Raw genomic sequence first — 21,934 nt, forward strand, 5'->3', positions numbered from 1 at the left:
GGTCCCGGCAGATTGCAAGAGCATTGCGGCAGCTGCGATTGGCGCGGGCCGGCGGGTCGTTGAACACATCGCTTTCGCTTGCAGACGGCGTCGGTCGCCGCCGCCGTCACCTCGATCTCGTCGGACCAATGAACGACGTCGCCGCGTTCAGATGAACGCCTCTTTCAACAGCCGGCTGGACAGCCGCCAAGCGCTCCGGGAAGATGAGGGTGCGAAGCATTTGGGCGTGTGGTTACGGATACCAGGGAGGCGGCCATGAGCAGCGATACCGAGCATCTACGTCTTGCGGTGAAGATCGCCGGGGAAAGCCGGGCCAGCGGTAATCATCCCTTCGGCGCGATACTGGTCGGGCCAGAGGGCGACGTGCTGCTTTCATCCGGCAACACCTTCGCAAGGGATCGGGGCGTTGGCCACGCGGAGGCGAATGTGGCCCGCGCGGCCGCGCAGCAACATGATCCGGCCTTTCTCGAACGATGCACGCTCGTGACCTCGGTCGAGCCGTGCTGCATGTGCGCCGGGGCATGTTACTGGGCCGGCATCGGCACCGTGGTCTATGGGCTGAGCGAAAAGCGGTTGGCCGAGCTCACCGGAGACAATCCGGAGAACCTGACGCTCGACCTCAGCTGCGATCAGGTGTTCGCAGCCGGACGCCGCCATGTCGCGGTTCGTGGCCCATTCCCCGAGCTCGAAGACGAGATCGTCAACGACCACAAGGATTTTTGGTGACAGAACCCATCAGCAACGGTCGAGGCGCGTGGCAGAAACGTATGCCAGCCTGAGCCTATGCGTTCGGTGAAAACCAGGCGGCGGGGTGGCCAGTGTCCAGCCAGGAATGGCTTGCCCCGGCCAAGTACGCGGCGGTGGATAGTCAGCTCAGTCGGTCACGCGCGGGGCTGAAATGTTCTCGCCGAACTGGTGCAAGGTCAGGCTCGGCGAAGGACTGGCATCGGTTCGTGTGAAAGTGATCGCGGCCTCGACATCCTTGTAGAAGAAGCGGTCTCCTCCCTCGGGGAAGAGACGGAGCCTGGGTTGGTCGGTCAACTGGGCAAACAGTGTGTCGCCATCGCGGGTAATGTCGAACACCATCTTCGGTGCCAACTGATAGCGGCCGACATAACCGTCGAGCAGCTTCGGGTCGATGACGGCCTCGACCGGTTTCGGCTTCGGCTCGGAAAGCGGAATGTCCCGGTTGAGCAGGTGCATGCCGATATCGTTGACGTCGGCATCGGAATTGGACAGCACGACGACGCCCGTCCTGGAGGCCGGATGGAAGCCGAAGAAGCTGACGAAACCACCGGTGCCGCCGCTGTGCCAGACGATGTCGCCCGACGAGCTTTCGGTGATCATCCAGGCGAGGCCGACCTGCGTGCCGTCGTTGACCGGCTTGCGCTTGAGGCTCGCCGTGGCAATGGCGTCAGTGAGCGGCGACTTTTCAGTGCTCGCAGCCATGGCCAGCAGATTGAGCAGATCGTTGGCCGACGAGCGCAGCGCGCCCGCACCGGCGATGGCCGGAAGATCCCAGTTGGGAACAGGCTGCAGGTCGCCATTATGGCCGGTGGCCATGCGCCCGGCGAGTTCGGGCGAAAGCGTGATGGCCGTGCTCGACATGCCGAGCGGGTTGGTGATGCGTTGGGTCACCAGCGTCTCGTAGTCGACGCCGGCGCGGCGGGCGAGCGCATGGCCGAGCAGGCCGAAGCCGGTGTTGGAGTATTCGAAGTCGGCACCGATGTCGCGCGGCAGCTGATAGCGCGACAGGAAGCGATAGAGCTGTTCGGTGGTGTAGGCGGCATAAGGGTTGAGCACGTTCGTCGGCTCCAGGTCGTCGGGCAGGCTCGGCAGGCTGGAGCGATGGGTGGCCAGGTCGGCAAGGGTGATCGACTTGCCGCCGCGCTCGGGCACGGTGACGCCTTCGGGCATGTATTTGGCAAGCGGGTCGTCGAGCCCGATTTCGCCACTGGCCACCATGTCGGCGAGCAGCAGGCCTGTGAAGCCCTTGGTGATGGAGCCGATCTCGTAGACGGTGTTGCCGTCGACCTTGCGCGGATCGTTGGCGCCAAACTTGCCATGGGCAACGATGCTGCGGCCATGCGGACCGATCGTGCCGACGACGATGCCGACGCTTTCGCGCCTTATGTCGATACGCTCGGCAAGAATCTTGGCGCTCCTTGTCGGCGGGAAAGGAACTGGACGACACACTGGCCGAGGCTTTGGTCACGGCAAAAGATCCTTCGATCTGGCGGTCAAGTGAAAGCAGGCCGGTCGAGAACGCGGCGACGGACAGCATTGCCGTGGCGGCAGCCATGGCGCGGGAGCGCATGAAAGGCTTTGTTGCGGACTTCATCGTGTTGTTTCTCGAAACTGGCGTTGTCGCTTGGGAGCTGGCGCCCTTCTGACAGCCCGAGATTGCAAGAGCATTGCAGGGGGTGGCCAGCGCTGACAGCAAAAAAGACCCCGCCGGGGGGAGCGGAGCCTTTTTCGTTGACGCCAATGCTGGAGGTCAGAGGCTGGTCAACCGGGAATGGGGCCATTGGCAGGCAGGACGAGCGACCTGAGCACCTGCACGCCGATGTCCTCGATGCCGACATCGGTATTGGACAGGATGACGACGCCGACCTTCGCTCTGGGGTGGAAAGCGATGAACGAGCTGAAGCCGCCGGTGCCGCCATTGTGCCAGATGACCTCGCCGGTGGCGTTCGTGGTCACGACCCAGCCAAGGGCGGTGGCCCCGCCGTCGGTGATCTGTCTGCGTGTCGCGAGTGTTTTGGCAAGCGTCTTCGACAGCCGCACGGCCCGTGGCGTCTGGCGCTGGCCCAGTGTCATTTCGAGGAAGACCAGCAGGTCGTGGACCGACGAGCGCAGCGCGCCCGCGCCGGCGAGCGTGGGCAGGTCCCAGTTGGGGACGCCTGTTAGCGCGCTGTCATGTCCGCGCGCCATGCGTTTGGCGAGGTCGGGGGGGAGTGTGATCGCCGTGCTGGACATGCCCAGCGGGTCGGTGATCCGCTGCCTCACAAGCGTGGCGTAGTCGACGCCGGCGCGGCGGGCGAGCGCATGACCAAGCAGGCCGAAGCCGAGATTGGAGTATTCGTATTCGGCGCCGATCCTGCGCGGCAGAGTGTAACCCGACAGGAAGGCGTGGAGTTGTTCGGTGGTGTAGTCGGCATAAGGATTGGCGTCATCGGCCGGCGCCAGATTGTCGGGCAGCCGCGGCAGCCCCGACATGTGGGTGGCAAGGTCGGTGAGCGAGATCGTCTTGCCGTCGCGCTGGGGAACCGTGACGCCGTCGGGCAGATATTTGGCGACGGGGTCTTTCAGGGCGACTTCGCCGCGCTCGGCCATGTCGGCAAGCAGCATGGCGGTGAACACCTTGGTGATGGAGCCGATCTCGAACAGCGTGTCGCCATCGACGGGACGTGGATCGGCGATGCCGAACTTGCCATGCGACACCACGCTGCGGCCCTTGGGGCTGACGATGCCGACGACGATGCCGACGCCCTGTTTGTGCTCGTCGATACGCTCGGCAAGCAGCGCGCGGACCTTGGTGTCTGCAGGGATGCTGCCGGCAGCATTCGCCGTCGAGGTGACCAAGGGGCGCTCGATCAGGCGGTCGAGATAGAGCAGGCCGCTCGAAAAGGCGGCTATCGTCAGGATCGCGGCGGTGGCAGTCAGCACGCCCTGGAGTGCCGTCTTCTTCTTGGCTGGGCCAGTCATGTCACACATGTCTCGTAAATCATCCGGGACAGCTTGGTGGCTGGTCCGGGTTGCGAGAGCATTGCGTGTGGCGGACCGTCTCGCAGAGTAGGTCTGGAACGCGCCGAAAATCGAGCCGGCTTACGTGCTGGCGATGAATTTCAGGATGCCGGCAATGCCCGAGCCCGTGGTGCCGTCCTTGCGGTCGGACGGATGGTTGATACCGTCCATGACCGGCACCTCGGTGAAGTCGAACGGGCTGATGCCTTGGAGGATAGCGGCATTGACGCCAAACTGGTTGGGGTTCGAACGGCGCTGGTGATGGGTGTAGATGCCGCATTTCGAGCAGAAGTAGTGTTTCGCTGCCCGGGTGTTGAATTCGTAGGTGGTAAGGGCCTCATGGCCGGCCAGGACATCGACGCCGCCGAGATCGGCCGAAAGTGCTACCGCGCCTCGCATCCGGCAATAGGAGCAGCTGCAGCGCCGGGCGCTGCGCAGACCGTCCGACAGCCTGACGCGCAGGCGGACCGCGCCGCAATGGCATGCGCCGTCGATTTCTCGGATATCCATGTCCATGTGCAGTCACCTCTTCCGCCTCGTATCCCGAACCTAGCGGCATGCAGGATGGTTGGGTATGGCTGCGGGGCACAAAAGAAAAGTCCCGGAGCGTGAACTGACCCCGTAAAGTTGGACGGTTCATTGAGCTGGTAGATTTAAGGGCTGGGTCCTGTATTGCACAGGGGCCAGCCCTTTCAGTTTCAGTTTGATGCGGCGGTGGTTGTAATAGTCGATGTAGCGCTCGATGGCCTTATCGAGGCTTTGGACAGTTTCGAACCTTTCCGGGTGGAAGAGCCCGGACTTGAGCGTGGCGAAGAAGCTCTCCATCGGTGCGTTGTCGAGGCAATTGCCTTTGCGTGACATGCTTTGTGCAAGGCCTCTGGTTTCCAGCCTGCGCTGGAATGCCGACATCTGGTACTGCCATCCCTGATCGGGAATGCAGGGTCGGCCGTTCGTCCTCATTGAGCCGGGCGAAGGCTTTTGTCAGCATATTGTCCACCAGTTTGAAGCGCGAGCGGCGCGCCGTCTCGAAGGCGACGATCTCGCCATTGTAGAGGTCCATGATGGGAGACAGGTAGAGCTTGTCGCCGGCCACGCTGAACTCCGTCACGTCGGTCACCCATTTGCAGTTGGCGCGGTCGGCGCTGAACTTGCGCTGCAACAGATCGGGAGCGGTCCGCCCAACCTCGCCCCTGTAGGAACGATATTTCTTCGGCCTGACCAGCGACTTCAAACCCATCCCGGCCATCAGGCTCTGGACGGTCTTGTGATTGACGCGCTGACCCGACTGGCGCAGTTGCGCAGTCACCCGGCGATAGCCGTAGCGGCCCTTGTGGCTGTCGAAGATGGCCTTGATCGCCTCCTTCAGCGCCACATGGCGGTCCGGGCGCGAGGCTGCCTTTTGCCTGTAATAGAACGTGCTGCGCGGCAGCTTCGCCAGATCGAGCAGGCCCTCAAGCGGATGCAACGGCCTTAACGCCTGGACGGCTTGTGCTTTTTGGGCGCGTGTCCCTGCGTTAAGGCCTCCAGTTTTTTTAGGTAGGCGTTCTCCATCCGCAGTTGCTTCAGTTCGGCCAGCAGTTCTTCCCGGCTTTTGGCTTCGTCACTGGGTGCAACAGGCACTGCGGGGGCCGGCGGCTTCGACATGGGGCGTCCTCCGGGACGTGGGCCGAGTGCCTCTATCCCACCCGCATGATAGCGCTTCTCCCAGCCCGCCAGGCAACTGGCATTGCGGATATTGAACAACGCCGCCGTCTGGCGATACGACAGACCTTCTCGCCACATCCGCTCGAGCACTGACAGCTTGAACGTCGCGTCGTAATGATCGTATTTGCCCGACAGTCCCGCCCGGCCATGCGCCTGGTACAAAGCCACCCACTTGCGGACAGTCGCCGCGTCAACTCCACGCTTCGACGCCGCACTCGCGTAGCTTTCATCCCCGCACAAATAGCTATCGACAACCGAGCGCTTGAAACGCGCACTGTGTTTGGACATGCAAAACCCCCGAAGGTTGTGTCCAACTTTACGGGGGGCAGTTCACGTTGCCGGGACAGTTTGGGAGGGGCGGGGAGGGAAACTGCGGTTGTCAGCCGCCGGAGCTGCGGTCGTGTGTGCCATAGGATTCGCTGCGTTCGACGCTGCGGTAGTAGTCGACAAGCAGCTTGCCGCGCTCGGGCTTGAAGCCGCGGCCGGCAGAAGTGACCGCCGAGATGCGGTCGATGCGGAAGGCGCGGAAGTCGTTGCGCATCTCGCACCAGGCGATCAGCGTCCAGACCTTGCCCCAGAACCACAGGCCGAGCGGGCGGACCTCGCGGGCAGAGCCGCGGCCGGCCTCGTCGTTGTAGTCGAGCTTGAGCACCTGGCGCTTTTCGACGGCGCGCTCGATCAGGTCGATCGCCTCGCGGTCGGCGTCTGACACCACCCACATCGGCGTGTGGATCTCGGTGCGGGCGATGCGGTCCTTTTCCGAGTCGGGCAGGACCGCGCCGATCTTGACCAGCGCTTCGTCGGCGGCACGCGCCATGGCGGCGCCGCCAAAGGCGCGGACCATGCGGGCGCCGGCAACCAATGCGACGATTTCGTCCCGTGTGAACATCAGCGGCGGAAGGTCGAAACCCTCCCTCATCATATAGCCCACCCCGGCCTCGCCATCGATCGGCACACCCGTCGATTGCAGGTCGGCGATGTCGCGATAGATCGTGCGCTCTGAAACCTCGAGCCACGCGCCCAGCTTATGCGCGGTCACCAGGCGGCCACCACGGAGATGCTGTACAATCTGGAACAGCCTGTCGGCGCGTCTCATCGATTACCCCTCAAGTCTCGCGCTGTTCTTGGCCAAGTGGGGGCGCCTGGCGTCGATGACAATGCGCGTCGTCAAAATCTCAGTCCGGAACGTCGCCAAGCGCCTGACGCAGGGCGACGCCGGAAGCCCGCAAGATGCGAACCGTTCATACTATCATCGCACAGGCCTCCTGACAGCGTATTGTCAGGAGGCGTCATCATGTCCGTGCATTGCCGCCGGCATGCTCGCGGGCAAACATGGCACGCATCTCGCCGATCTGGTCGACGAGTTCGGGGTAGAGCGTCTCGAGGAAGGCGGCGGCGAAGGTGCCGGGCGCCGAACCAGGGGCGGAGACGATGTTGCTGTCGGCGACGGCGTGCGGCACGTCCTGGTAGCCCTGAGCGCCGGCGTAGGCAGGCTCATGCCCGAGGATCCAGTCGCGGCCGTTGCTGGTGTGGGAGACACCGTCGAACAGGCCGGCACGGGCGAGCGCAAGGGTGCCGGCGCAGATGCCGCCGATGACGCCGCCGCGTGCGGTGACAGCCTTGAGCAGTGGCGAGACATCAGGCGCGTCCTTGCCCGCCCAGCCGTCCGAGCCGATGACGGCGACAGCGTCGAGATCCATGTTTTCCGCGGGGTTGGCGCCGCGTGTCGGCGACAGGTTGAAGCCGGCGATCGAGGTCAGCGGGGCCTGGTGCGGCGAAATCGCGATCGCACGCGCACCGAACCACTCAGCCGCCGAAGCGGCCAGAAGGCCATACTCCCAGTCGGCATAACCTTCGATGAAAGGACGCCGATTGTCTTTGGTGCGGTCATGGGCGTGTCCCCTCTGTCAGGCGATAAGGTCAGTTGCGGTCGCTGCGGCGGGCGTCGAAACGGTCGGGCCAGCCGATATCCTTGCGGATGCTCGTCGGCAGAGAATTCATGAGCCGCTCGGTGCGGATCTCATTGTGCATGGTCCTGACCTTGCCGGCATAATGCCTGATGGTGCGAAAGATGACAGGCGTAAACGTGTTCATGGCGGGTCCTCCTTATCTTGACTGGGAGGAGTATCGCACACCCCTCCTGACAGCAGTCTGTCAGGAGCTCGCGGCCGTCTTCGCCAATGTTTCCGTCAGGCTTTGGCAGGAACCGTGCCGTTGAGCGCGAGACGCCCGCCATCGGCGAAAATCGTCTGGCCGGTGATATAGGAAGCATCGTCGGACGCGAGGAAAGCGGCGATAGCTGCGATCTCCTCAGGCTCGCCGATGCGGCCGAGCGGGGTGCGCGACAGAATGCGGGCCTTAGCCGCCGGATCGGCCTTGGCACGGGCCAGCATGTCGGTCGAAATCGAGCCGGGGCCGATGGCGTTGACGCGGATGCCATAGGGCGCGAGACCGAGCGCCATGACAGTCGTCAGCTGGCCGACGCCGCCCTTGGACACGGCATAAGGCACCTGGTCGGCATGGGCGACGACCGAATTGATCGACGACATGTTGATGATCGTGCCAGCGGGTCCACCTGCCTTGACCCTGTCGGCCATCATGCGGGCGACGGCCTGGCCGGCCAGGAAGGCGCCCTTGAGGTTGACCCTCAGCACGCGGTCGAAATCGTCTTCGGCAAGGTCGAGGAAACTGGCCTGGTGGTCGATGCCAGCATTGTTGACCAGAACGTCGACGTCGCCGAAGGCGTCGATGGTCGATGCGACGAGATTGTGGACGTCGAGGCGCTTGCCGACATCGGCGCGAACGAACCTCGCCTCGCCGAGCTTTTCCAGATCGCGCTCGGCGGCATTGCCCTCTTCGTGGTCTATGTCGGCGATGACGACCCGCGCGCCCTCGCGCAGGAAACGCTCGGCGATGGCATAGCCGATGCCCCTGGCGCCGCCGGTGATGATCGCCGTCTTGCCGTCGAGCTTCATTGTCCGCTCCTGCCCTTGTCGCCGCGCGGGCGAATCCTGCGGCGGACAGTGGCGGGAAGGCGGGGCGCGGTCAACGGGGAGGCGCCTACCTCCACCCTCGGTCCGTCCCCATAAGGGGGAGGACTGCGGCGCTGCGCCATTGCAAAGGACTTCGGGGAATATAGGATACCCCCCTATATTATGCGAGGTGGCTATGTCCCACGTGGTTCGTGAAAAATCCAAGCTGCTGGCGCGTGTCAGGCGCATCAAGGGTCAGGTCGAGGCGGTGGAGCGCGCACTGGAGGCCGAGGTCGGCTGCGCCGATGTTTTGCAGCTGGTCGCCTCGGTGCGCGGCGCGGTCGGCGGACTGACCGCCGAGCTGATGGAAGACCACATCCGCGACCATGTATTGGCGCCCGCCGACGCGGCCGAGCGCCAGCGCGGCGGCAACGAGCTGATCGACGTCATCAGGACTTACTTGAAATGACCCACGACCATCCGCATGGCCATTCGCATGGCCGGCACGAGCATGCTCATCACGATCATCATGGGCATGGCCATCGCCACGCGTTCGAGGCAGCGCACAGCCATGTCTTTCTCGGCGAACGCCATGACCGCAATGCGCGGCGGACGATGTTCGTCATTGCGCTGACGGCGGCCATGATGGTGGTGGAGATCGTCGCCGGCACGATCTATGGCTCGATGGCGCTGGTGGCCGATGGCTGGCACATGTCGACCCATGCGGCGGCGATGCTGATCGCAGCGCTTGCGTATGTCTTCGCGCGCCGGCAGGCGCACAATCCGCGCTTCACCTTCGGCACGGGCAAGGTCGGCGACCTCGCGGCTTTTGCCAGTGCGGTGATCCTGGCAATCGTGGCGCTCTATATCGGCTGGGAGAGTGTTGCCCGGCTGATGAACCCGGTGGCGTTCAATTTTCGCGAGGCGGCCATCATCGCCGTTATCGGGCTCGTGGTGAACCTCGCCAGCGCCTGGCTGCTGCGTGACGGCGGCCATCACGGGCACGACCACCAGCACGCTCATGGCCACGACAACAATCTGCGCGCCGCCTATGTCCATGTGCTGGCCGACGCGCTGACCTCGGTGCTGGCCATCTTCGCCCTGGTGATGGGCGCGATCTATGGGCTGCGATGGATCGATCCGGCCATGGGCATCGTCGGCGCCGTGGTCATCGCGCGCTGGTCGTGGACGTTGATCCGCGATGCCGGCCGCGTGCTGGTCGACTATGTGCCGTCTGGCGACGATTTGCCCGATGAAATCCGCGAAGCGGTGGAGGCGGACCGCGACGTGATCACCGACCTGCATGTCTGGCAAGTCGGCCCAGGCCACCACGCGGCGATCGTTTCGCTGAAGTCGAGCGCGCCGGCGACGCCCGAGGCCTACAAGTCGAAGCTCGCCCACATCCACAACCTGTCGCATGTGACCATCGAAGTGCAGCCGGCGTAAGGGAGAGCCAGGGCTTGGTGCGCCTTGATCAGCCGCCCGAGGCTGCCTTGAAAACCGCCATCTGGGCGTCGAAGGCGCGCCTGTAGGCGGGGCGGGCCTGGCCGCGGGCGACATAGGCGGTGAGGTTTGGATAATCCTCGACGATGCCGTCCCCCTCCAGCCGGCGCAACACCATCACCATCATCAGGTCGCCGGCGCTGAAGGCGCCGTCGAGCCACTCGGCATCGCCAAGCCTGTCCGAAAGCTGGTTCATCCGGACGCGGATGCGATCCTTGAGCATCGGTATGCGTTCGGCGAGCCAGGGCTTGTCGCCTTCCACGAAAGGCGCCTGCTCGAGCTCGACGATCGGCGGCTCGACAGTGTTCAGCGCGGCGAACATCCAGGTGATGGCGCGCGCCCGGGCGTTGGCTTCCCTCGGCAGCAGCCCGGCATGACGCTCGGCAATGTGAAAGATGATGGCGCCTGACTCGAACAGCACGAGGTCGCCTTCCTCATAGGTCGGGATCTGCCCGAAGGGATGACGCGCCAGATGCGCCGGCTGCTTCATCGCCTTGAACGAGACGAGACGGACGTCGTAGGGCTGGCCCACTTCCTCGAGTGCCCAGCGTACGCGCATGTCGCGCGCCAGGCCCTGGCCCTGGTCGGGCGAGGCTTCGAATGCGGTGATGGTGGGCGTCATCGGCTGGCTCCGGTCGATTGCTTGTCCGTGCATGGTGCCTTCAAAGGACGAAAGGCGGGCAGCGTTCCCGACAGTTTCGTCGCAATTTCTTGAGTCCTGGGCATTTCGCGCCCGCGAGCTCCAATAGCGCATGGCCGTGGTGCTTTTGTCAGCAGACAACCGCCGTGGCCTTCCATCACCGGCGGTCGGGGTAGACAATGGCAGCCGCGCCCCTATGTCGGAAGGGCGGGAGGGTTCACGCCGAACTGGCCACATGCGAGAGGAGCGCACAATGCCTGTTGCCAAGAACACGATCTGCCTGTGGTACGACAAGGATGCGGAGGCTGCCGCCCGATTTTATGCCACGGTCTTTCCCGACAGCAAGGTCACGGCCGTCCATCGCGCGCCGGGCGACTATCCGTCGGGCAAGGAAGGTGATGTGCTGACGGTCGAATTCACCGTCGCCGGCATTCCCTGCATCGGCCTCAATGGCGGGCCTGTCTTCACCCATGACGAGGCGTTCTCGTTCCAGATTGCTACCGACGACCAGGAAGAGACCGACCGCTACTGGAACGCCATCGTCGGCAATGGCGGCAAGGAAAGCGCCTGCGGCTGGTGCAAGGACAAATGGGGTCTCAACTGGCAGATCACGCCACGTGTGCTGACCGATGCCATGGCTGCCGGCGGCGCGGAAGCCAAGCGCGCCTTCGCGGCGATGATGGACATGAAGAAGATCGACGTTGCCGCGATCGAGGCCGCACGGCGGGGATGAGGCTGACGCCGTTAGGCGGCAGCTTTTCTGACCCGCAAGGCAGGTTAGCTTAGGTCTTTTTCCAGCCGGACGGCTGGTGCCAGTTCCGTCTGCACGGCTGCGGCAAAGCGGAAGCCTGACGCCTGGTAGAACGGGCGTGCCCGCTCGCCGGCCACGACCTCGATGGTTTGCGCACCGAGCGTTCTGGCGTGGCGTTCGGCTTCGGCGACGAGCAGGCTGCCTATGCCCTTGCGCCATGCTTCCGGCGCGACGAAGAGGTCCTCCAACTCGGCCCGGGTGGCATCGTCGCCCGCAAGCACAGTCACGAAGCCGACGATCTCGCCGGCCAGTTCTGCAACCGCGATATTCGGCAGGTGCGCGGCCGGAACCTCCCTTGCCTCGGGCATCGCCAGAAGCTCCTCGACATGGTCTCCCCAGGCGAGCGAAGACCGCAGCTTGAGCGCGCCAAGGACGTCGCGATCCTCGGCGCGAGCGGGGCGGATGCTGACGGACATCGCCGTTTCTGCGCGCTCCTTCAGCTGCGGCCTCACATCTTCTCGCCAGGCAAGGCGCTGGCCTGCCTGACCCAGTCGGAGAACTGCGCCTCGTCGAAGGGCTTGTTTTCGTAGATTTCGAGATAACGCACGTCAGCCTGCTTGGAGGCGCCCGGCGGCAGCGGCACAAGCTGCGCGCCCTTGAAGAAGGCGACCTTGACGTATTTGGTCATGCAGTGGAAGCCGAGGAACCAGATGTCCTTCTCCATGCCGTAGAAGGGCGAGTTCCACTTCACTGCCTTGACCACGCCGGGCACCACCGCGGTAACCAGGGCGTCGATGTGGCGGCCGACGTCCCGTTTCCAGCCGGGCATGGCGTCGATGTAGGACTGGAGGACGGCGTCGCCATAACCCTTGGCGATCTGCGGATTGCCGCCGGACAAAAGCTTGGGTGCCGCGTCCTTGGCCATCAGGCATGGCCTTTTGCCGCCGGCAGCGTGTCCTGACGGCCGCCGAAGTAGGGCGCGAAGAACATGTAGATGCCGGTCGGGATCAGCACGAAGAGCGGCGGCAGCGGCAGATAATAGTACCAATCAGGCAAGGTGGTGATGGCCATGCCGATGAAGATCGAAGCGACGATCAGGCTGAAGAGCAGCGAGGTCCAGCGATGGATGATGCGGATCACCGAGTTCATTTGCAGTACTCCCTGAAATCGATGTTGTTCAGTCGAGCTTCGAGACGACGTTGCCCAACTGGTCGAAGAAGCGCGGCCAGCCGACTGATGCACCCTGGTAGTAGGCCTTCTGGGCCGTGGTGAAGCCGCGCTGCTCCATGCGCAGGCTGGTGCCCGCCGCAGTCGGCGCGAGCGTCCAGGTGACGATGCTCTTGAGGTCTTTGGTATCCCAGCGATAGGACAAAGCGCGGTGCTCCTCGACCGTCTCGACCTCGCAATCGACCTGGCCCCAATCGGCGGAGAGCGTGAAGCGGCGGCCGGCGACCGGGATGAAGTCGTTGTTCATCAGCCACTCGGCGATGAGATGCGGCTGGGTCAGCGCGCGCCAGAGCTTTTCCGGCGGACAGGGGAAATCGCGTTCGACCACGACCGAGCGCGTGGTTTCCATCGTTTCGGTCATTGGTCCATCCTCTTGAGTAAATTGTCGAGATCGTCGAAGCGGTCGTTCCAGAAACCGGACATTTGGGTCGTCCAGTCGATCAGCGTCCGCAGCGCTTCGCGGTCGGCGCTGTAATAGGTGTAGCGGCCCTGCTGCCGGTCGCGCACAAGGCCTGCCGTCTTCAGGATCTTCAGGTGTTTTGAGACCACGGGTTGCGACACGCCGGCCTTGTCAAGCAGACCGACGACTGTGGTGTCGCCATTGCGGCAAAGGCGCTCGAACAGGCCGCGGCGGGTCGGATCGGAAAGCGCGCGAAAGATCGCGTCCTGGGGTTCGGTCATGTCCCATACCCAAATGGCTATGAATTAATCCATAGCCATTTGGGTATGGGATTGTCAATGGGGAATGGAAACCTCTGTGGCCTACGCTGCTCCCCAACCTTGCGCGCAGGCGGGACCCTGTTGCACAACAGGGCATGTCGAAGACCACTCCCGCCACCCTCGCTCTGACCAAGTCGAGCATTCCGTTTGCGCTCGCGACTTATGACTATGACGCCGGGGCCGACCGTGTCGGGCTGCAGGCGGCGGAGGCGATGGGGGTTTCGCCCGGCATCGTGCTCAAGACGCTGATGGTCGAAGTCGACGGCAAGCCGGCCTGCGTGGTGGTGCCCTCCGACCAGGAGGTCAACATGAAGAAGGTGGCGGCGGCCTTCGGTGGCAAGGCTGCGCAGATGATGAAACCCGACACTGCCGAGCGGCTGACCGGTTACAAGGTCGGTGGAATCAGTCCGTTCGGCCAGCGCAAGCAGGTGCCGACTGTTGTCGAGGAACTGGCGACGCTCGAGGACGAGATCTTTCTCAACGGCGGGCAGAGGGGTCTGCAGATCCGCATGCGGCCCGACGACCTGATCGCCGCGCTGGGTGCCAGGGCGGCCGACCTGATCCGCTGAAGTTTCGGACAGGCAAGCTTCGTTGTTCCAATTCGATGCAAGTTCTCAGCGCCGTTGTCTTTGGGCGCGGGTCAATCGCTACTTCCGCTTGTCGGCAAAATGCTGCTTCAGCCTGGCGATCTCGCTAGGCGACACGTCCTTGATGTCGGCGACCTGCATCCAGGCGTCGATATAGTGCTCGGCGGCGTAGACGTGGCCATAGCCCATCGGCGCGGTGGTCGCCATGGCGAGGTCGAGCGTCAGCTGCAGGAAGGTGACGACGGGGTACCAGCGCAACTCGGGCGAGACGTCGGGGCCGCGTGGCGTCTTCATCCAGTCCGGCTCGCTGTAGAGCGCGCGGGTTTCATAGAAGGTGATCGGGTCGGAGGCGTATTGCAGGTAGACCAGGCGCAGTGGACCCCATTGAGCGCCCGGAATGTCGAGCGCGTTCTTCTGCGCGGTGAAGCGGACATAGGAGCCGTCACGGAATTCGGGCAGCCACTCCGGCGAGCCGGGATTACGGTCGTCGGTGATCGAGTGCCAGATCCGGCTGGCGAAGGGCGGGCCGCTGAGCAGCGCGCCTTGATAGGGATCTCCGAGGACCTCGAACAGCTCGTTGGACAGTTCGGTGCTGAGCGCGCCGAGGCTGAGGCCGAAGAGATAGAGTTTCGGGCGCGTATCCCTGGGCAAGGTGTGCCAGTAGCCATAGATTTCGCTGAACAGAGCGCGCGACTGCTCGGCACCGTAGCCGGGCTCGACCAGGAGCGACAGCCAGCTGGCGAGATAGGAGTATTGGGCGGAGACGCTGGCGACGTCGCCATTGTGCAGGAACTCGATCGGGTCGATCGCCTGCTCGTCGACCCAGCCGGTGCCGGTGGGCGTGACGATGACCAGCGTCGAGCGTTCGAAGCCGCCGGCGCGTTTCAGCTCCTCCAGAGCCAGCTTGGCGCGCTGCTGTGGCGTGTCGCCGGACTGGAGGCCGACATAGACGCGGATCGGCTCCTTGGCCGGTTTGCCGGTGAGCTTGGCGATGTCGGCGGCAGTCGGGCCGGTGGCGATGTAGGAGCGGCCCATGCGGCCGAGATCCTGCCAGCCCACCAAAGATGCAGCGCTGCCGGTCCTGGCAGGCTCGGAGGGCTGCCGGGTTTCGGCCGGCATCAATTCGTCGAGGCGCTGGAACGAGCTGTCCATCACGCGCAGGCCATAGCGGAAGATGATGCCGTCGGCGGCCGACCAGAACAGGAACACCGCAATCGTGGTGCCGATGACGTAGGAGACGCGCGTCGGCACGAAGCGGCGCAGCTTTTCCGAGACGAAGACAAGGGTCCGCTTGAACAGACGGCCGAACGCCACGAGCACGACGAAGGTGACCAGCGCGATGGCGCCAACCTCAAGCGGATGGGCGGTGTCGACCGGGGCAAGCTGCATCAGCCGGCGGATCGAGTTCTGCCATTCCGACGCCTGCCACAGGAAAGCGAGACCGACGATGCCGCAGGCGATGGCGGCGATCAGCTTGCCGGCGATCAGGATGCGGGCGCGGAGTTCGGGCAGCTCGAGATAACGCCAGAGCCAGCGCAGGAATAAGCCGCAGCCATAACCGACGGCAGCGGAAAGGCCCGACAGCACACCTTGGGTCAGGTAGTTGCGCGGGATCAGCGTGGGCGTCAGTGACGCTGCGAAAAACAGCGTGCCGAGCAGCAGGCCGGTGGTCGAGAACGAAAACCAGTAGCGGACGGCCCAGTTGCGCAGCATGCCTATGCCCCCAATCCTATCAGGCCAACTTGCCGCGTGCCTTGTGCTCAGGCAATGGCACAGCGTCCAAATCTGAGGGAAAGGCAAAGCCTTAGCTGGGAGCGAGCGCATCCATATTGCGGTCCGCTGGCATCTTCACGTTTCGGGCGCAGTTGAAACTGCAGCCTTTCGGGATCTTGGCGTCGCCCACTCAAATCCTCATGGTGAGCCTGTCGAACCATGAGGATTTGGTGCCGTGAGGGCCGTCAGGCCACGCCGATGCCGCGCGCCTTCAGCGCCTCCGTGATCTCGTCGAGGATGACGGGGTCGTCGATGGTGGCGGGCATCTTCCAGTCCTCGCGGTCGGCAATCTTCTGCATCGTGCCGCGCAGGATCTTGCCGGAGCGCGTCTTGGGCAGCCGCTTGATGGTGACCACCATCTTGAAGGCGGCGACGGGACCGATGCGGTCGCGGACGAGGCCAACGACCTCCTTCTCGATCGCTGCCGTGTCGCGGGAAACGCCCGAGTTGAGCACGATGAAGCCGCAAGGGATCTGACCCTTCATGGCGTCGGCGATGCCGATGACGGCGCATTCGGCGACATCTGGGTGTTCGGCCACGACCTCCTCCATGCCGCCGGTCGACAGGCGGTGGCCGGCGACGTTGATGATGTCGTCGGTGCGGGCCATGATGAACAGATAACCCTCGTCGTCGATGTAGCCGGCGTCTGATGTCTTGTAGTAGCCGGGGAACTCGGCGAGGTAGGCGTTGAAGAAGCGCTCGTCGGCATGCCACAGCGTCGGCAGGCAGCCGGGCGGCAAAGGCAGCTTGACCACGACATTGCCGAGCGTGCCGCGCCCGACCTCATGGCCGGCATCATCGAGTACGCGCACGTCGTAGCCAGGCATCGGCACGCAGGGCGAGCCGTATTTGACCGGCAGCAGACCGAGCCCGACCGGGTTCTGGCTGATCGGGTGGCCGGTCTCGGTCTGCCACCAATGATCGATGACCGGGACCTTCAGCTTGTTCTCCGCCCATTTGATGGTTTCTGGGTCGGCGCGCTCGCCGGCGAGGAACAGGGTGCGGAATTTCGTAAGGTCGTATTGCGGCACGAAGAGGCCTTGCGGGTCTTCCTTCTTGATGGCGCGGAAGGCAGTGGGAGCGGTGAACAGGGCAACGACCCCGTGTTCCGAAATGACACGCCAGAATGTGCCAGCATCGGGCGTGCCGACCGGCTTGCCCTCGAACAGGATGGTGGTGGCGCCGTGTAGCAGCGGGCCATAGACGATGTAGGAGTGGCCGACGACCCAGCCGACATCGGAGGCTGCCCAGAAGACTTCGCCCGGCCTGACGCCGAACTCGTTTTCCATCGACCATTTGAGCGCGACCATGTGGCCGCCATTGTCGCGCACCACGCCCTTGGGCTGGCCTGTCGTGCCCGAGGTGTAGAGCACATAGAGCGGATCGGTGGCGGCAACGGGGACACATTCGACCGTGCGGCCGGCAGCCTTGGCGGCACCGACCGTTGCGGCATAATCGAAGTCGCGGCCGGCGACGAGATCGCAGGCCAGCTGCGGCCGCTGCAGGATGAGGCAGTGTTCCGGCTTGTGGCTGGCGAGCTCGATGGCACCGTCGAGCAACGGTTTGTAGGCGATGACGCGGCCAGGTTCGATGCCGCAAGAGGCCGAGATGATCAGCCTCGGCGTGGCGTCATCGATGCGGGTGGCGAGCTCCTTGGCGGCAAAGCCGCCGAACACCACCGAATGTATGGCGCCGAGCCGGGCGCAGGCGAGCATGGCAAAAGCAGCTTCTGCGACCATCGGCATGTAGATGATGACGCGGTCGCCTTTTTGCACGCCCTGGTCCTGCAGCACGCTGGCGAGCGCATTCACTTCGGCGAGTAGCCCGGCATAGGTGAATTTCTGCTGCGTGCCGGTGATCGGGCTGTCGTGGATGAGGGCCACCTGTTCGGCGCGGCCGTCCTGCACATGGCGGTCGAGCGCGTTGTAGCAGGTGTTGCATTCGGCCCCTGCGAACCACTGGCCATAAACGCCGCCCTCGGCGTCGAAGACCTTGTCCCAGGGCTTGAACCAGTCGATCGCCCGCGCAGCCTCGGCCCAGAACCCCTCGGGATCGTGGGCCCAACCGTCATAGACCTCGTGATAGCGAGATGGCATGGCGTTTCCTTCCCAGGACAGTGGCCCTCGAGGCCGTCATTGTTGGCTTAGTTTGTACCCGCCGGCTCGACCGGGCGTCCATTTGACCTTGGTTTAAGAGGCTGTCCGCAAATGCCGTTTTCGACGCGTTTTGGTGCACTGCCGCTGTTCTCAAATCGTAGTGCTTGCTGCCGCACTGTAGCAGATCGGCTCATCGCCTTTGACAGGCACGCGCGAAGTTGATCAAAGACGGCATGTCCAAGGCGCTGTCGCTCCTCATCCTCGCCATCATGGCGATCCAGCTGGTCAAGCCGCTCGGCCTGCCCGGCCTGAGGCGGCGCCGCGATTTCTGGAAGCTCGCGGTGCTGGCGCTGGCGGCGATTTCTGCGACCGCGCTGCTGGGGCACTAGAAAGCCGGCGCCAGGCCCTGCCACGAAATATGCGCGCCGAGCAGGGCCAGGCCGGCAAAGAACCAGCGCCTGAAGGTTTCAGCCGCGATGCGACCGCGCAGCCAGCCGCCGAGCCACATGCCGGCAAGCGCCGGCAGGATCGCGAAGGCCGACATGCCGACCTGATGGAGCGGAACCGCATCGTTGGCCCACAGGCCGATACCGAGCGCGACGGTCGAGACGGTGAAGGACAGCCCCAGCGCCTGCACCAGATCGTCGCGGCCAAGGCCGATCCCGCCGAGATAGGGCACGGCCGGGATGACGAAGACGCCGGTGGCGCCGGTCATGATGCCGGTGAGCGCACCGACAACAGGGCCGGCCCAAGGTTCGGCGACCGGCGGCACCGACATGTTCAGCTTGAGCAGGCCGAGCGCTGCATAGGCGAGCAGCACAAGCCCGAGGCCCGCGGTGACGATTGATGTGTAGCCGCTGGTGATCAGCCCGGTGAAGGCGAGCGTTGCCGCGGACACGGCTGTCATCATCGGCCACAGGCGCCGCACGAGTGCTGCGACGTCGGGGCCGGCGAGCAACTGCCAGATGTTGGTGACGAAGGAGGGCAAGAGCAGGATGGCGGCGGCTTCCGCCGGCAGCATGACGAGGCCGAGCAGCCCCATGGCGACTGTCGGCAGGCCAAGCCCAACCACGCCCTTGACCAGCCCGGCAAGGACGAAGACGGCGCCGACGACGATGATGAGCAGGTAGGGCTCAGGCATGGTCGTGACCATGCAATGGTGCCTGACATGCAGGCAAGTGCCCCCCCCACAGTTATGGGGGGTTCGCCGGGGCAAAACCCCATCCCAACCCCGGCGAACCTTACCTGACCGCAAGGGTCAGGCTCCGGCCATCGCCGGCAGCTCATATCAAGCAGGATGCGTGCCAGCTGTTTCTGTGCCGGATTGGGACGAGGCGCCGGGCTGTCGCCCTACAAGTTGACGACGTAAGATCCTGGCGATCGGCTGATGGTCCGTCATGAAGGGCGAGGGGATGACAATGACCGATGGCGATGTAAGACGCAGCAGCCGCGTTTTGTGGTATCTTGATACGTCCAGCGTTGGAGCGGGGGATGAATTCCCAAGGTGTTGCCAAGGTGCCGTTCGGGCCGACGACCGCTGCGGCGATCGTTCTTTCGCTGATGATCTGCACGCTTGTCGCCTATTTCGTGATGGCTGCTTTGACGATTGCTGTCGGGTGGTTGCCGATGCTCGATGATCTGATGGCGGGCACGTTCCAGCAGGCGCGCTACATCAGGATTTTTGCCGCGATGATTGGCGCTGCCGCGGGCGGGTTTTCCGGTGTCTGGGTGGCGCGGGCGGTCTGCGATTTCGCCTTCGCCGCCTATGTGCCGCGCGCGGTGTTTTACGCCATGGCCGTGCTCGCCGCGGCCGGCCTTGCCAAGTGCTGGTACTCGGGATCGCTGGCCGAAAGCGCCGTGGTGCTGGCGCAACTGGTCGCGACCGTCGTCGGCGCCTTCATCTGGTTCTGGCCCGATCGTTCGCCGATCACCATGGGCAACGGCATCGTCAGGTCCGACTGATCGGGGAGCAGCCCGATCCGGCCTGACGCGTGACCTGCCGTACCATCGGCAATCGGGCGCGAGCTGCTGGACTTGCCGGCTGCCGGCAGCTACCTGTGGCTGATGAAGCAGAACAATCTCTATCTCATCATCGGCGTACTCGCGGCTGCCGTCATCGCGCTCGGCATCTATGTCTATCGCCAAGAGACCAAGCCCAAGGGTGTCGAGTTGCGCATCGACGAAACCGGCATTTCGGTCCAGGAAAAGTAATCACGGTCTTTGCCGCCAATGCCGGCGTCGCCTCGCTGGCGAAGGCCATGGCAGTGTGTTGACGTTGGCAAGATCTGCGTTGCTGCGCTCCAGGCTTGATGGAATGATGGGTTATGGCGAGATTGACGAACACGGCTCCGAACCGGGTGTTGGCCGTCGACACGATGGTGGTGAACGAAGAGCCGCTGCTGGCGCTGCTCAACCTCGAGACCGATGACGGCGCCGTCGAGCTTGCGATCAACCGCACGATGGCCGAACTGATCGTCGATCAGCTGCTGACCCTGCTCGGATATGACGAGGAAGAATAACCCTCCGCCTCGGCCATCATGGCGTTTTGAACGCCGTTGATGGAACGCTCTGCCGCATCAGGGGTTGTCTCATGACGAGACGAAGGAACCTGCGATGTACGAGCTTTTGCAGAATCTTCTGGCCGCGACCTGGTACGGCCAGCCCGCCGAGGGAGTTGGCGACGCCTTGCCCGACGAGGCGGCCACCGGGGGCGTCAGCGAGCGCCTGCATAGCGATCTTGATACCTGTTTCCAGGCGATCCACGAGCAGATTTCCGAGCGCGAGCGATGAACTATCGCTACGACGCCGCAGGCTCCCTGATCAGGGCATCCCTGGAACGATGGAGAGGGCGGCCAATCACGTTCGGAAACCAGAATGGCCGCGAAACGGGTGCACGCGCGCCGCGGGTTTGGCCCCGATCCGATCCTGGTGGCGCGGTTTCTCGGCACGCAGCGAGGAACAGGAAGCCAGCGGACGAATATGGCAACACGGAACGGGTCGTTGAGGCGTCGGAGAAGGTCTCGGACGGCCGGAACCCGCCGAAATCAAAGCCGCCCACCGGGTCAGGAGAGGAGTGAGCCACGTGAACGTCGCTAACCTGCAGCTCGAGGGCCTGCTGATGGCCATCGCCACGATCAACAACGTGCTGGTTCGCAAGGGCGTGGTTTCCAGCGAGGAGATCGACATCGCGCTACGCAAGGCCGAAGCCGGCGAGACAGCGGCAGAGCGCTCCGGAGAGTTGTCGCCGGCAAATCGCGACGCCGTCAATTTTCCGATCCGCCTGCTGCAACTGGCCAACCAGTGCCAGCCGGAAACGGATATGCCGTCGTTTTCGGCGCTGGCCCGCATGGTTGGCCAGATGAAGGAGGCCTATAACGACCAAAGGTGAGCTCTGCCTCAACCCTTTTGCCGTCGTGCCACATGCCGCGCTGCTTCGGTTTTCAGATGGCGCGGCGTGAGGCAGCCGCGGGGGCAGAATGAAGATCCTTGTTTTCCAGCATCTCAGGGTCGAGCATAGCGGCATCTTCGCCGCGTTCTGGCGCGAGGCTGGACATAGCGAGCATGTCGTGGAGCTGGATGAGGGCGAGGGGATTCCCGACCTCGAAAACTTCGACATGCTGGCCGTCATGGGCGGACCGATGGACGTCTGGCAGGAGGAGGCGCATCCGTGGCTGAAGCCGGAGAAGGCAGCGATCCGGCGCTGGGTGCGCGAGCTCAAGCGGCCCTATCTCGGCATTTGCCTCGGTCACCAGCTTCTGGCTGACGCGCTAGGCGGCAAGGTCGGGCTGATGAAGGCGCCGGAGGTTGGGCTGGCAACCGTCGAGCTGACGCAAGCCGGTCGCACCGACCGACTGTTTGCGGGCATCGGCCCTGACATCGAGACGCTGCAATGGCATGGCGCGGAGGTGTCTGTGTTGCCGGAGGGTGGCGAATGTCTCGCCGCCAACCTTGCCTGTCCGATCCAGGCGCTGCGTGTCGGCGAAAGGGCCTACGGCTTCCAGTATCACATGGAAATCACCGACCGCACCGTCGGCGACTGGTCGGAAATCCCGGAACATACCGCGAGCCTGGAGCAGGCGCTGGGGGCCGAGGAAGCTGCACGCCTGGCGCAGACGGTTGCGCCGCACCTGCCGGTATTCCGCAAGACGGCGAGCCGCATCAACGACAATTTCTTCGCCGCCATCGGCGGCTGAGATACAGCCGATTCCGGCCCT

Annotated in this window: 27 protein-coding genes and 2 pseudogenes; 12 read left to right on the forward strand and 17 right to left on the reverse strand. The window is 64.1% G+C overall.

Going from position 1 to position 21,934, the window contains the following annotated elements:
- Positions 1-255 precede the first annotated feature (255 nt).
- Positions 256-726 carry a nucleoside deaminase gene (locus N7E70_RS06895; RefSeq protein ID WP_263005893.1) on the forward strand — a complete coding sequence of 157 codons (471 nt, stop codon included), beginning with the start codon at positions 256-258 and terminating at the stop codon, positions 724-726.
- A gap of 147 nt (positions 727-873) precedes the next feature.
- On the opposite strand, the gene N7E70_RS06900 is transcribed toward N7E70_RS06895, so the two are convergent.
- The 8 genes and pseudogenes from N7E70_RS06900 to N7E70_RS06935 all read right to left on the reverse strand — a co-directional run bounded on the left by N7E70_RS06900 (position 874) and on the right by N7E70_RS06935 (position 8,426).
- Positions 874-2,196, reverse strand: a complete 1,323-nt coding sequence (locus N7E70_RS06900) for a serine hydrolase (protein ID WP_263005894.1) — start codon at positions 2,194-2,196, stop codon at positions 874-876.
- A 312-nt stretch (positions 2,197-2,508) separates the two neighbouring features.
- Positions 2,509-3,708, reverse strand: a complete 1,200-nt coding sequence (locus N7E70_RS06905) for a serine hydrolase domain-containing protein (protein WP_263005896.1) — start codon at positions 3,706-3,708, stop codon at positions 2,509-2,511.
- Positions 3,709-3,828: 120 nt separating this feature from the next.
- On the reverse strand, positions 3,829-4,263 hold the full coding sequence (locus N7E70_RS06910; protein ID WP_263005897.1) for a GFA family protein: 435 nt from the start codon (positions 4,261-4,263) through the stop codon (positions 3,829-3,831).
- Between the two features lie 120 nt (positions 4,264-4,383).
- A pseudogene (locus N7E70_RS06915) lies at positions 4,384-5,739 on the reverse strand (IS3 family transposase).
- A gap of 91 nt (positions 5,740-5,830) precedes the next feature.
- Entirely contained in the window at positions 5,831-6,547 is a 717-nt protein-coding gene (locus N7E70_RS06920) for a helix-turn-helix transcriptional regulator (protein WP_067957091.1), read from the reverse strand.
- Positions 6,548-6,743: 196 nt separating this feature from the next.
- Positions 6,744-7,342: pseudogene (locus tag N7E70_RS06925) on the reverse strand (DJ-1/PfpI family protein).
- Between the two features lie 29 nt (positions 7,343-7,371).
- Positions 7,372-7,545, reverse strand: a complete 174-nt coding sequence (locus N7E70_RS06930; protein WP_263005898.1) for a hypothetical protein — start codon at positions 7,543-7,545, stop codon at positions 7,372-7,374.
- A 95-nt stretch (positions 7,546-7,640) separates the two neighbouring features.
- Positions 7,641-8,426: an SDR family NAD(P)-dependent oxidoreductase gene (locus N7E70_RS06935; protein ID WP_263005899.1), complete on the reverse strand. Its 786-nt coding sequence runs from the start codon at positions 8,424-8,426 to the stop codon at positions 7,641-7,643.
- A 193-nt stretch (positions 8,427-8,619) separates the two neighbouring features.
- Here N7E70_RS06935 and N7E70_RS06940 point away from each other — a divergent pair, with 193 nt between their 5' ends.
- Positions 8,620-8,892, forward strand: coding sequence for a metal/formaldehyde-sensitive transcriptional repressor (locus N7E70_RS06940; RefSeq protein WP_263005900.1), 273 nt, complete (start codon positions 8,620-8,622; stop codon positions 8,890-8,892).
- Complete coding sequence (dmeF, locus tag N7E70_RS06945; protein ID WP_263005901.1) at positions 8,889-9,869, forward strand: CDF family Co(II)/Ni(II) efflux transporter DmeF; 981 nt, start codon at positions 8,889-8,891, stop codon at positions 9,867-9,869. The genes N7E70_RS06940 and dmeF overlap by 4 nt, the downstream gene beginning before the upstream one ends.
- 28 nt (positions 9,870-9,897) lie before the next feature.
- Here dmeF and N7E70_RS06950 read toward each other — a convergent pair whose 3' ends face one another.
- The gene (locus N7E70_RS06950) at positions 9,898-10,548 is read right to left on the reverse strand and encodes a glutathione S-transferase family protein (protein ID WP_263005902.1); all 651 of its coding nucleotides are present in this window, start codon (positions 10,546-10,548) and stop codon (positions 9,898-9,900) included.
- A 271-nt stretch (positions 10,549-10,819) separates the two neighbouring features.
- Between N7E70_RS06950 and N7E70_RS06955 the strand changes: the two genes are divergently transcribed.
- Entirely contained in the window at positions 10,820-11,299 is a 480-nt protein-coding gene (locus N7E70_RS06955) for a VOC family protein (RefSeq protein WP_263005903.1), read from the forward strand.
- Positions 11,300-11,343: 44 nt separating this feature from the next.
- On the opposite strand, the gene N7E70_RS06960 is transcribed toward N7E70_RS06955, so the two are convergent.
- From N7E70_RS06960 to N7E70_RS06980, 5 genes are read right to left on the reverse strand one after another with little or no spacing between them, the layout of a single operon-like run.
- On the reverse strand, positions 11,344-11,793 hold the full coding sequence (locus tag N7E70_RS06960; protein WP_263005904.1) for a GNAT family N-acetyltransferase: 450 nt from the start codon (positions 11,791-11,793) through the stop codon (positions 11,344-11,346).
- Positions 11,794-11,825: 32 nt separating this feature from the next.
- Positions 11,826-12,242: a DUF1801 domain-containing protein gene (locus N7E70_RS06965; protein ID WP_263005905.1), complete on the reverse strand. Its 417-nt coding sequence runs from the start codon at positions 12,240-12,242 to the stop codon at positions 11,826-11,828.
- Positions 12,242-12,466: a hypothetical protein gene (locus tag N7E70_RS06970; protein WP_263005906.1), complete on the reverse strand. Its 225-nt coding sequence runs from the start codon at positions 12,464-12,466 to the stop codon at positions 12,242-12,244. Before N7E70_RS06970 ends, N7E70_RS06965 begins: the two co-directional genes overlap by 1 nt.
- 28 nt (positions 12,467-12,494) lie before the next feature.
- On the reverse strand, positions 12,495-12,905 hold the full coding sequence (locus N7E70_RS06975; RefSeq protein WP_263005907.1) for an SRPBCC family protein: 411 nt from the start codon (positions 12,903-12,905) through the stop codon (positions 12,495-12,497).
- A complete protein-coding gene (locus N7E70_RS06980) occupies positions 12,902-13,225 on the reverse strand; it encodes an ArsR/SmtB family transcription factor (protein WP_263005908.1) in 324 nt (107 codons plus the stop codon). The genes N7E70_RS06975 and N7E70_RS06980 overlap by 4 nt, the downstream gene beginning before the upstream one ends.
- A 134-nt stretch (positions 13,226-13,359) precedes the next feature.
- On the opposite strand from N7E70_RS06980, the gene ybaK reads away from it, so the two are divergent.
- On the forward strand, positions 13,360-13,833 hold the full coding sequence (gene ybaK / locus N7E70_RS06985; RefSeq protein ID WP_263005909.1) for a Cys-tRNA(Pro) deacylase: 474 nt from the start codon (positions 13,360-13,362) through the stop codon (positions 13,831-13,833).
- A 78-nt stretch (positions 13,834-13,911) separates the two neighbouring features.
- Here the strand turns inward: ybaK and N7E70_RS06990 are convergent, their stop codons facing one another.
- Both N7E70_RS06990 and N7E70_RS06995 read right to left on the reverse strand, forming a co-directional pair.
- The gene (locus N7E70_RS06990; protein ID WP_263005910.1) at positions 13,912-15,564 is read right to left on the reverse strand and encodes an alpha/beta hydrolase; all 1,653 of its coding nucleotides are present in this window, start codon (positions 15,562-15,564) and stop codon (positions 13,912-13,914) included.
- Positions 15,565-15,809: 245 nt separating this feature from the next.
- A complete protein-coding gene (locus tag N7E70_RS06995) occupies positions 15,810-17,720 on the reverse strand; it encodes a propionyl-CoA synthetase (RefSeq protein WP_263005911.1) in 1,911 nt (636 codons plus the stop codon).
- A gap of 233 nt (positions 17,721-17,953) precedes the next feature.
- On the opposite strand from N7E70_RS06995, the gene N7E70_RS07000 reads away from it, so the two are divergent.
- Entirely contained in the window at positions 17,954-18,109 is a 156-nt protein-coding gene (locus N7E70_RS07000; RefSeq protein WP_183195089.1) for a hypothetical protein, read from the forward strand.
- Here the strand turns inward: N7E70_RS07000 and N7E70_RS07005 are convergent.
- Positions 18,106-18,873 carry a sulfite exporter TauE/SafE family protein gene (locus N7E70_RS07005; protein ID WP_263005912.1) on the reverse strand — a complete coding sequence of 256 codons (768 nt, stop codon included), beginning with the start codon at positions 18,871-18,873 and terminating at the stop codon, positions 18,106-18,108. The genes N7E70_RS07000 and N7E70_RS07005 overlap by 4 nt on opposite strands.
- A 338-nt stretch (positions 18,874-19,211) precedes the next feature.
- Here N7E70_RS07005 and N7E70_RS07010 point away from each other — a divergent pair, with 338 nt between their 5' ends.
- The 6 genes from N7E70_RS07010 (at position 19,212) to N7E70_RS07035 (ending at position 21,913) form a co-directional block, all read left to right on the forward strand.
- Positions 19,212-19,682 carry a hypothetical protein gene (locus N7E70_RS07010; RefSeq protein WP_182573769.1) on the forward strand — a complete coding sequence of 157 codons (471 nt, stop codon included), beginning with the start codon at positions 19,212-19,214 and terminating at the stop codon, positions 19,680-19,682.
- A gap of 72 nt (positions 19,683-19,754) precedes the next feature.
- Entirely contained in the window at positions 19,755-19,931 is a 177-nt protein-coding gene (locus N7E70_RS07015) for a hypothetical protein (RefSeq protein ID WP_157097003.1), read from the forward strand.
- 113 nt (positions 19,932-20,044) lie between these two features.
- Positions 20,045-20,239, forward strand: a complete 195-nt coding sequence (locus tag N7E70_RS07020; protein WP_154385705.1) for a hypothetical protein — start codon at positions 20,045-20,047, stop codon at positions 20,237-20,239.
- A gap of 94 nt (positions 20,240-20,333) precedes the next feature.
- Positions 20,334-20,510 carry a hypothetical protein gene (locus N7E70_RS07025; RefSeq protein WP_263005913.1) on the forward strand — a complete coding sequence of 59 codons (177 nt, stop codon included), beginning with the start codon at positions 20,334-20,336 and terminating at the stop codon, positions 20,508-20,510.
- A gap of 292 nt (positions 20,511-20,802) precedes the next feature.
- Positions 20,803-21,108: a hypothetical protein gene (locus tag N7E70_RS07030; protein WP_263005914.1), complete on the forward strand. Its 306-nt coding sequence runs from the start codon at positions 20,803-20,805 to the stop codon at positions 21,106-21,108.
- A gap of 88 nt (positions 21,109-21,196) precedes the next feature.
- Positions 21,197-21,913, forward strand: coding sequence for a type 1 glutamine amidotransferase (locus tag N7E70_RS07035; protein ID WP_263005915.1), 717 nt, complete (start codon positions 21,197-21,199; stop codon positions 21,911-21,913).
- Positions 21,914-21,934 lie beyond the last annotated feature (21 nt).

The sequence above is a fragment of the Aminobacter sp. NyZ550 genome, assembly GCF_025628925.2.
Classification (GTDB): domain Bacteria; phylum Pseudomonadota; class Alphaproteobacteria; order Rhizobiales; family Rhizobiaceae; genus Aminobacter; species Aminobacter ciceronei.

Coding starts and splice junctions, on each gene's coding strand:
- N7E70_RS06895 (WP_263005893.1), top strand. CDS start 256: ATGAGCAGCGATACCGAGCATCTACGTCTTGCGGTGAAGATCGCCGGG.
- N7E70_RS06905 (WP_263005896.1), bottom strand. CDS start 3,708: ATGACTGGCCCAGCCAAGAAGAAGACGGCACTCCAGGGCGTGCTGACT.
- N7E70_RS06910 (WP_263005897.1), bottom strand. CDS start 4,263: ATGGACATGGATATCCGAGAAATCGACGGCGCATGCCATTGCGGCGCG.
- N7E70_RS06920 (WP_067957091.1), bottom strand. CDS start 6,547: ATGAGACGCGCCGACAGGCTGTTCCAGATTGTACAGCATCTCCGTGGT.
- N7E70_RS06930 (WP_263005898.1), bottom strand. CDS start 7,545: ATGAACACGTTTACGCCTGTCATCTTTCGCACCATCAGGCATTATGCC.
- N7E70_RS06935 (WP_263005899.1), bottom strand. CDS start 8,426: ATGAAGCTCGACGGCAAGACGGCGATCATCACCGGCGGCGCCAGGGGC.
- N7E70_RS06940 (WP_263005900.1), top strand. CDS start 8,620: ATGTCCCACGTGGTTCGTGAAAAATCCAAGCTGCTGGCGCGTGTCAGG.
- dmeF (WP_263005901.1), top strand. CDS start 8,889: ATGACCCACGACCATCCGCATGGCCATTCGCATGGCCGGCACGAGCAT.
- N7E70_RS06950 (WP_263005902.1), bottom strand. CDS start 10,548: ATGACGCCCACCATCACCGCATTCGAAGCCTCGCCCGACCAGGGCCAG.
- N7E70_RS06955 (WP_263005903.1), top strand. CDS start 10,820: ATGCCTGTTGCCAAGAACACGATCTGCCTGTGGTACGACAAGGATGCG.
- N7E70_RS06960 (WP_263005904.1), bottom strand. CDS start 11,793: ATGTCCGTCAGCATCCGCCCCGCTCGCGCCGAGGATCGCGACGTCCTT.
- N7E70_RS06965 (WP_263005905.1), bottom strand. CDS start 12,242: ATGGCCAAGGACGCGGCACCCAAGCTTTTGTCCGGCGGCAATCCGCAG.
- N7E70_RS06970 (WP_263005906.1), bottom strand. CDS start 12,466: ATGAACTCGGTGATCCGCATCATCCATCGCTGGACCTCGCTGCTCTTC.
- N7E70_RS06975 (WP_263005907.1), bottom strand. CDS start 12,905: ATGACCGAAACGATGGAAACCACGCGCTCGGTCGTGGTCGAACGCGAT.
- N7E70_RS06980 (WP_263005908.1), bottom strand. CDS start 13,225: ATGACCGAACCCCAGGACGCGATCTTTCGCGCGCTTTCCGATCCGACC.
- ybaK (WP_263005909.1), top strand. CDS start 13,360: ATGTCGAAGACCACTCCCGCCACCCTCGCTCTGACCAAGTCGAGCATT.
- N7E70_RS06990 (WP_263005910.1), bottom strand. CDS start 15,564: ATGCTGCGCAACTGGGCCGTCCGCTACTGGTTTTCGTTCTCGACCACC.
- N7E70_RS06995 (WP_263005911.1), bottom strand. CDS start 17,720: ATGCCATCTCGCTATCACGAGGTCTATGACGGTTGGGCCCACGATCCC.
- N7E70_RS07000 (WP_183195089.1), top strand. CDS start 17,954: ATGTCCAAGGCGCTGTCGCTCCTCATCCTCGCCATCATGGCGATCCAG.
- N7E70_RS07005 (WP_263005912.1), bottom strand. CDS start 18,873: ATGGTCACGACCATGCCTGAGCCCTACCTGCTCATCATCGTCGTCGGC.
- N7E70_RS07010 (WP_182573769.1), top strand. CDS start 19,212: ATGAATTCCCAAGGTGTTGCCAAGGTGCCGTTCGGGCCGACGACCGCT.
- N7E70_RS07020 (WP_154385705.1), top strand. CDS start 20,045: ATGGCGAGATTGACGAACACGGCTCCGAACCGGGTGTTGGCCGTCGAC.
- N7E70_RS07025 (WP_263005913.1), top strand. CDS start 20,334: ATGTACGAGCTTTTGCAGAATCTTCTGGCCGCGACCTGGTACGGCCAG.
- N7E70_RS07035 (WP_263005915.1), top strand. CDS start 21,197: ATGAAGATCCTTGTTTTCCAGCATCTCAGGGTCGAGCATAGCGGCATC.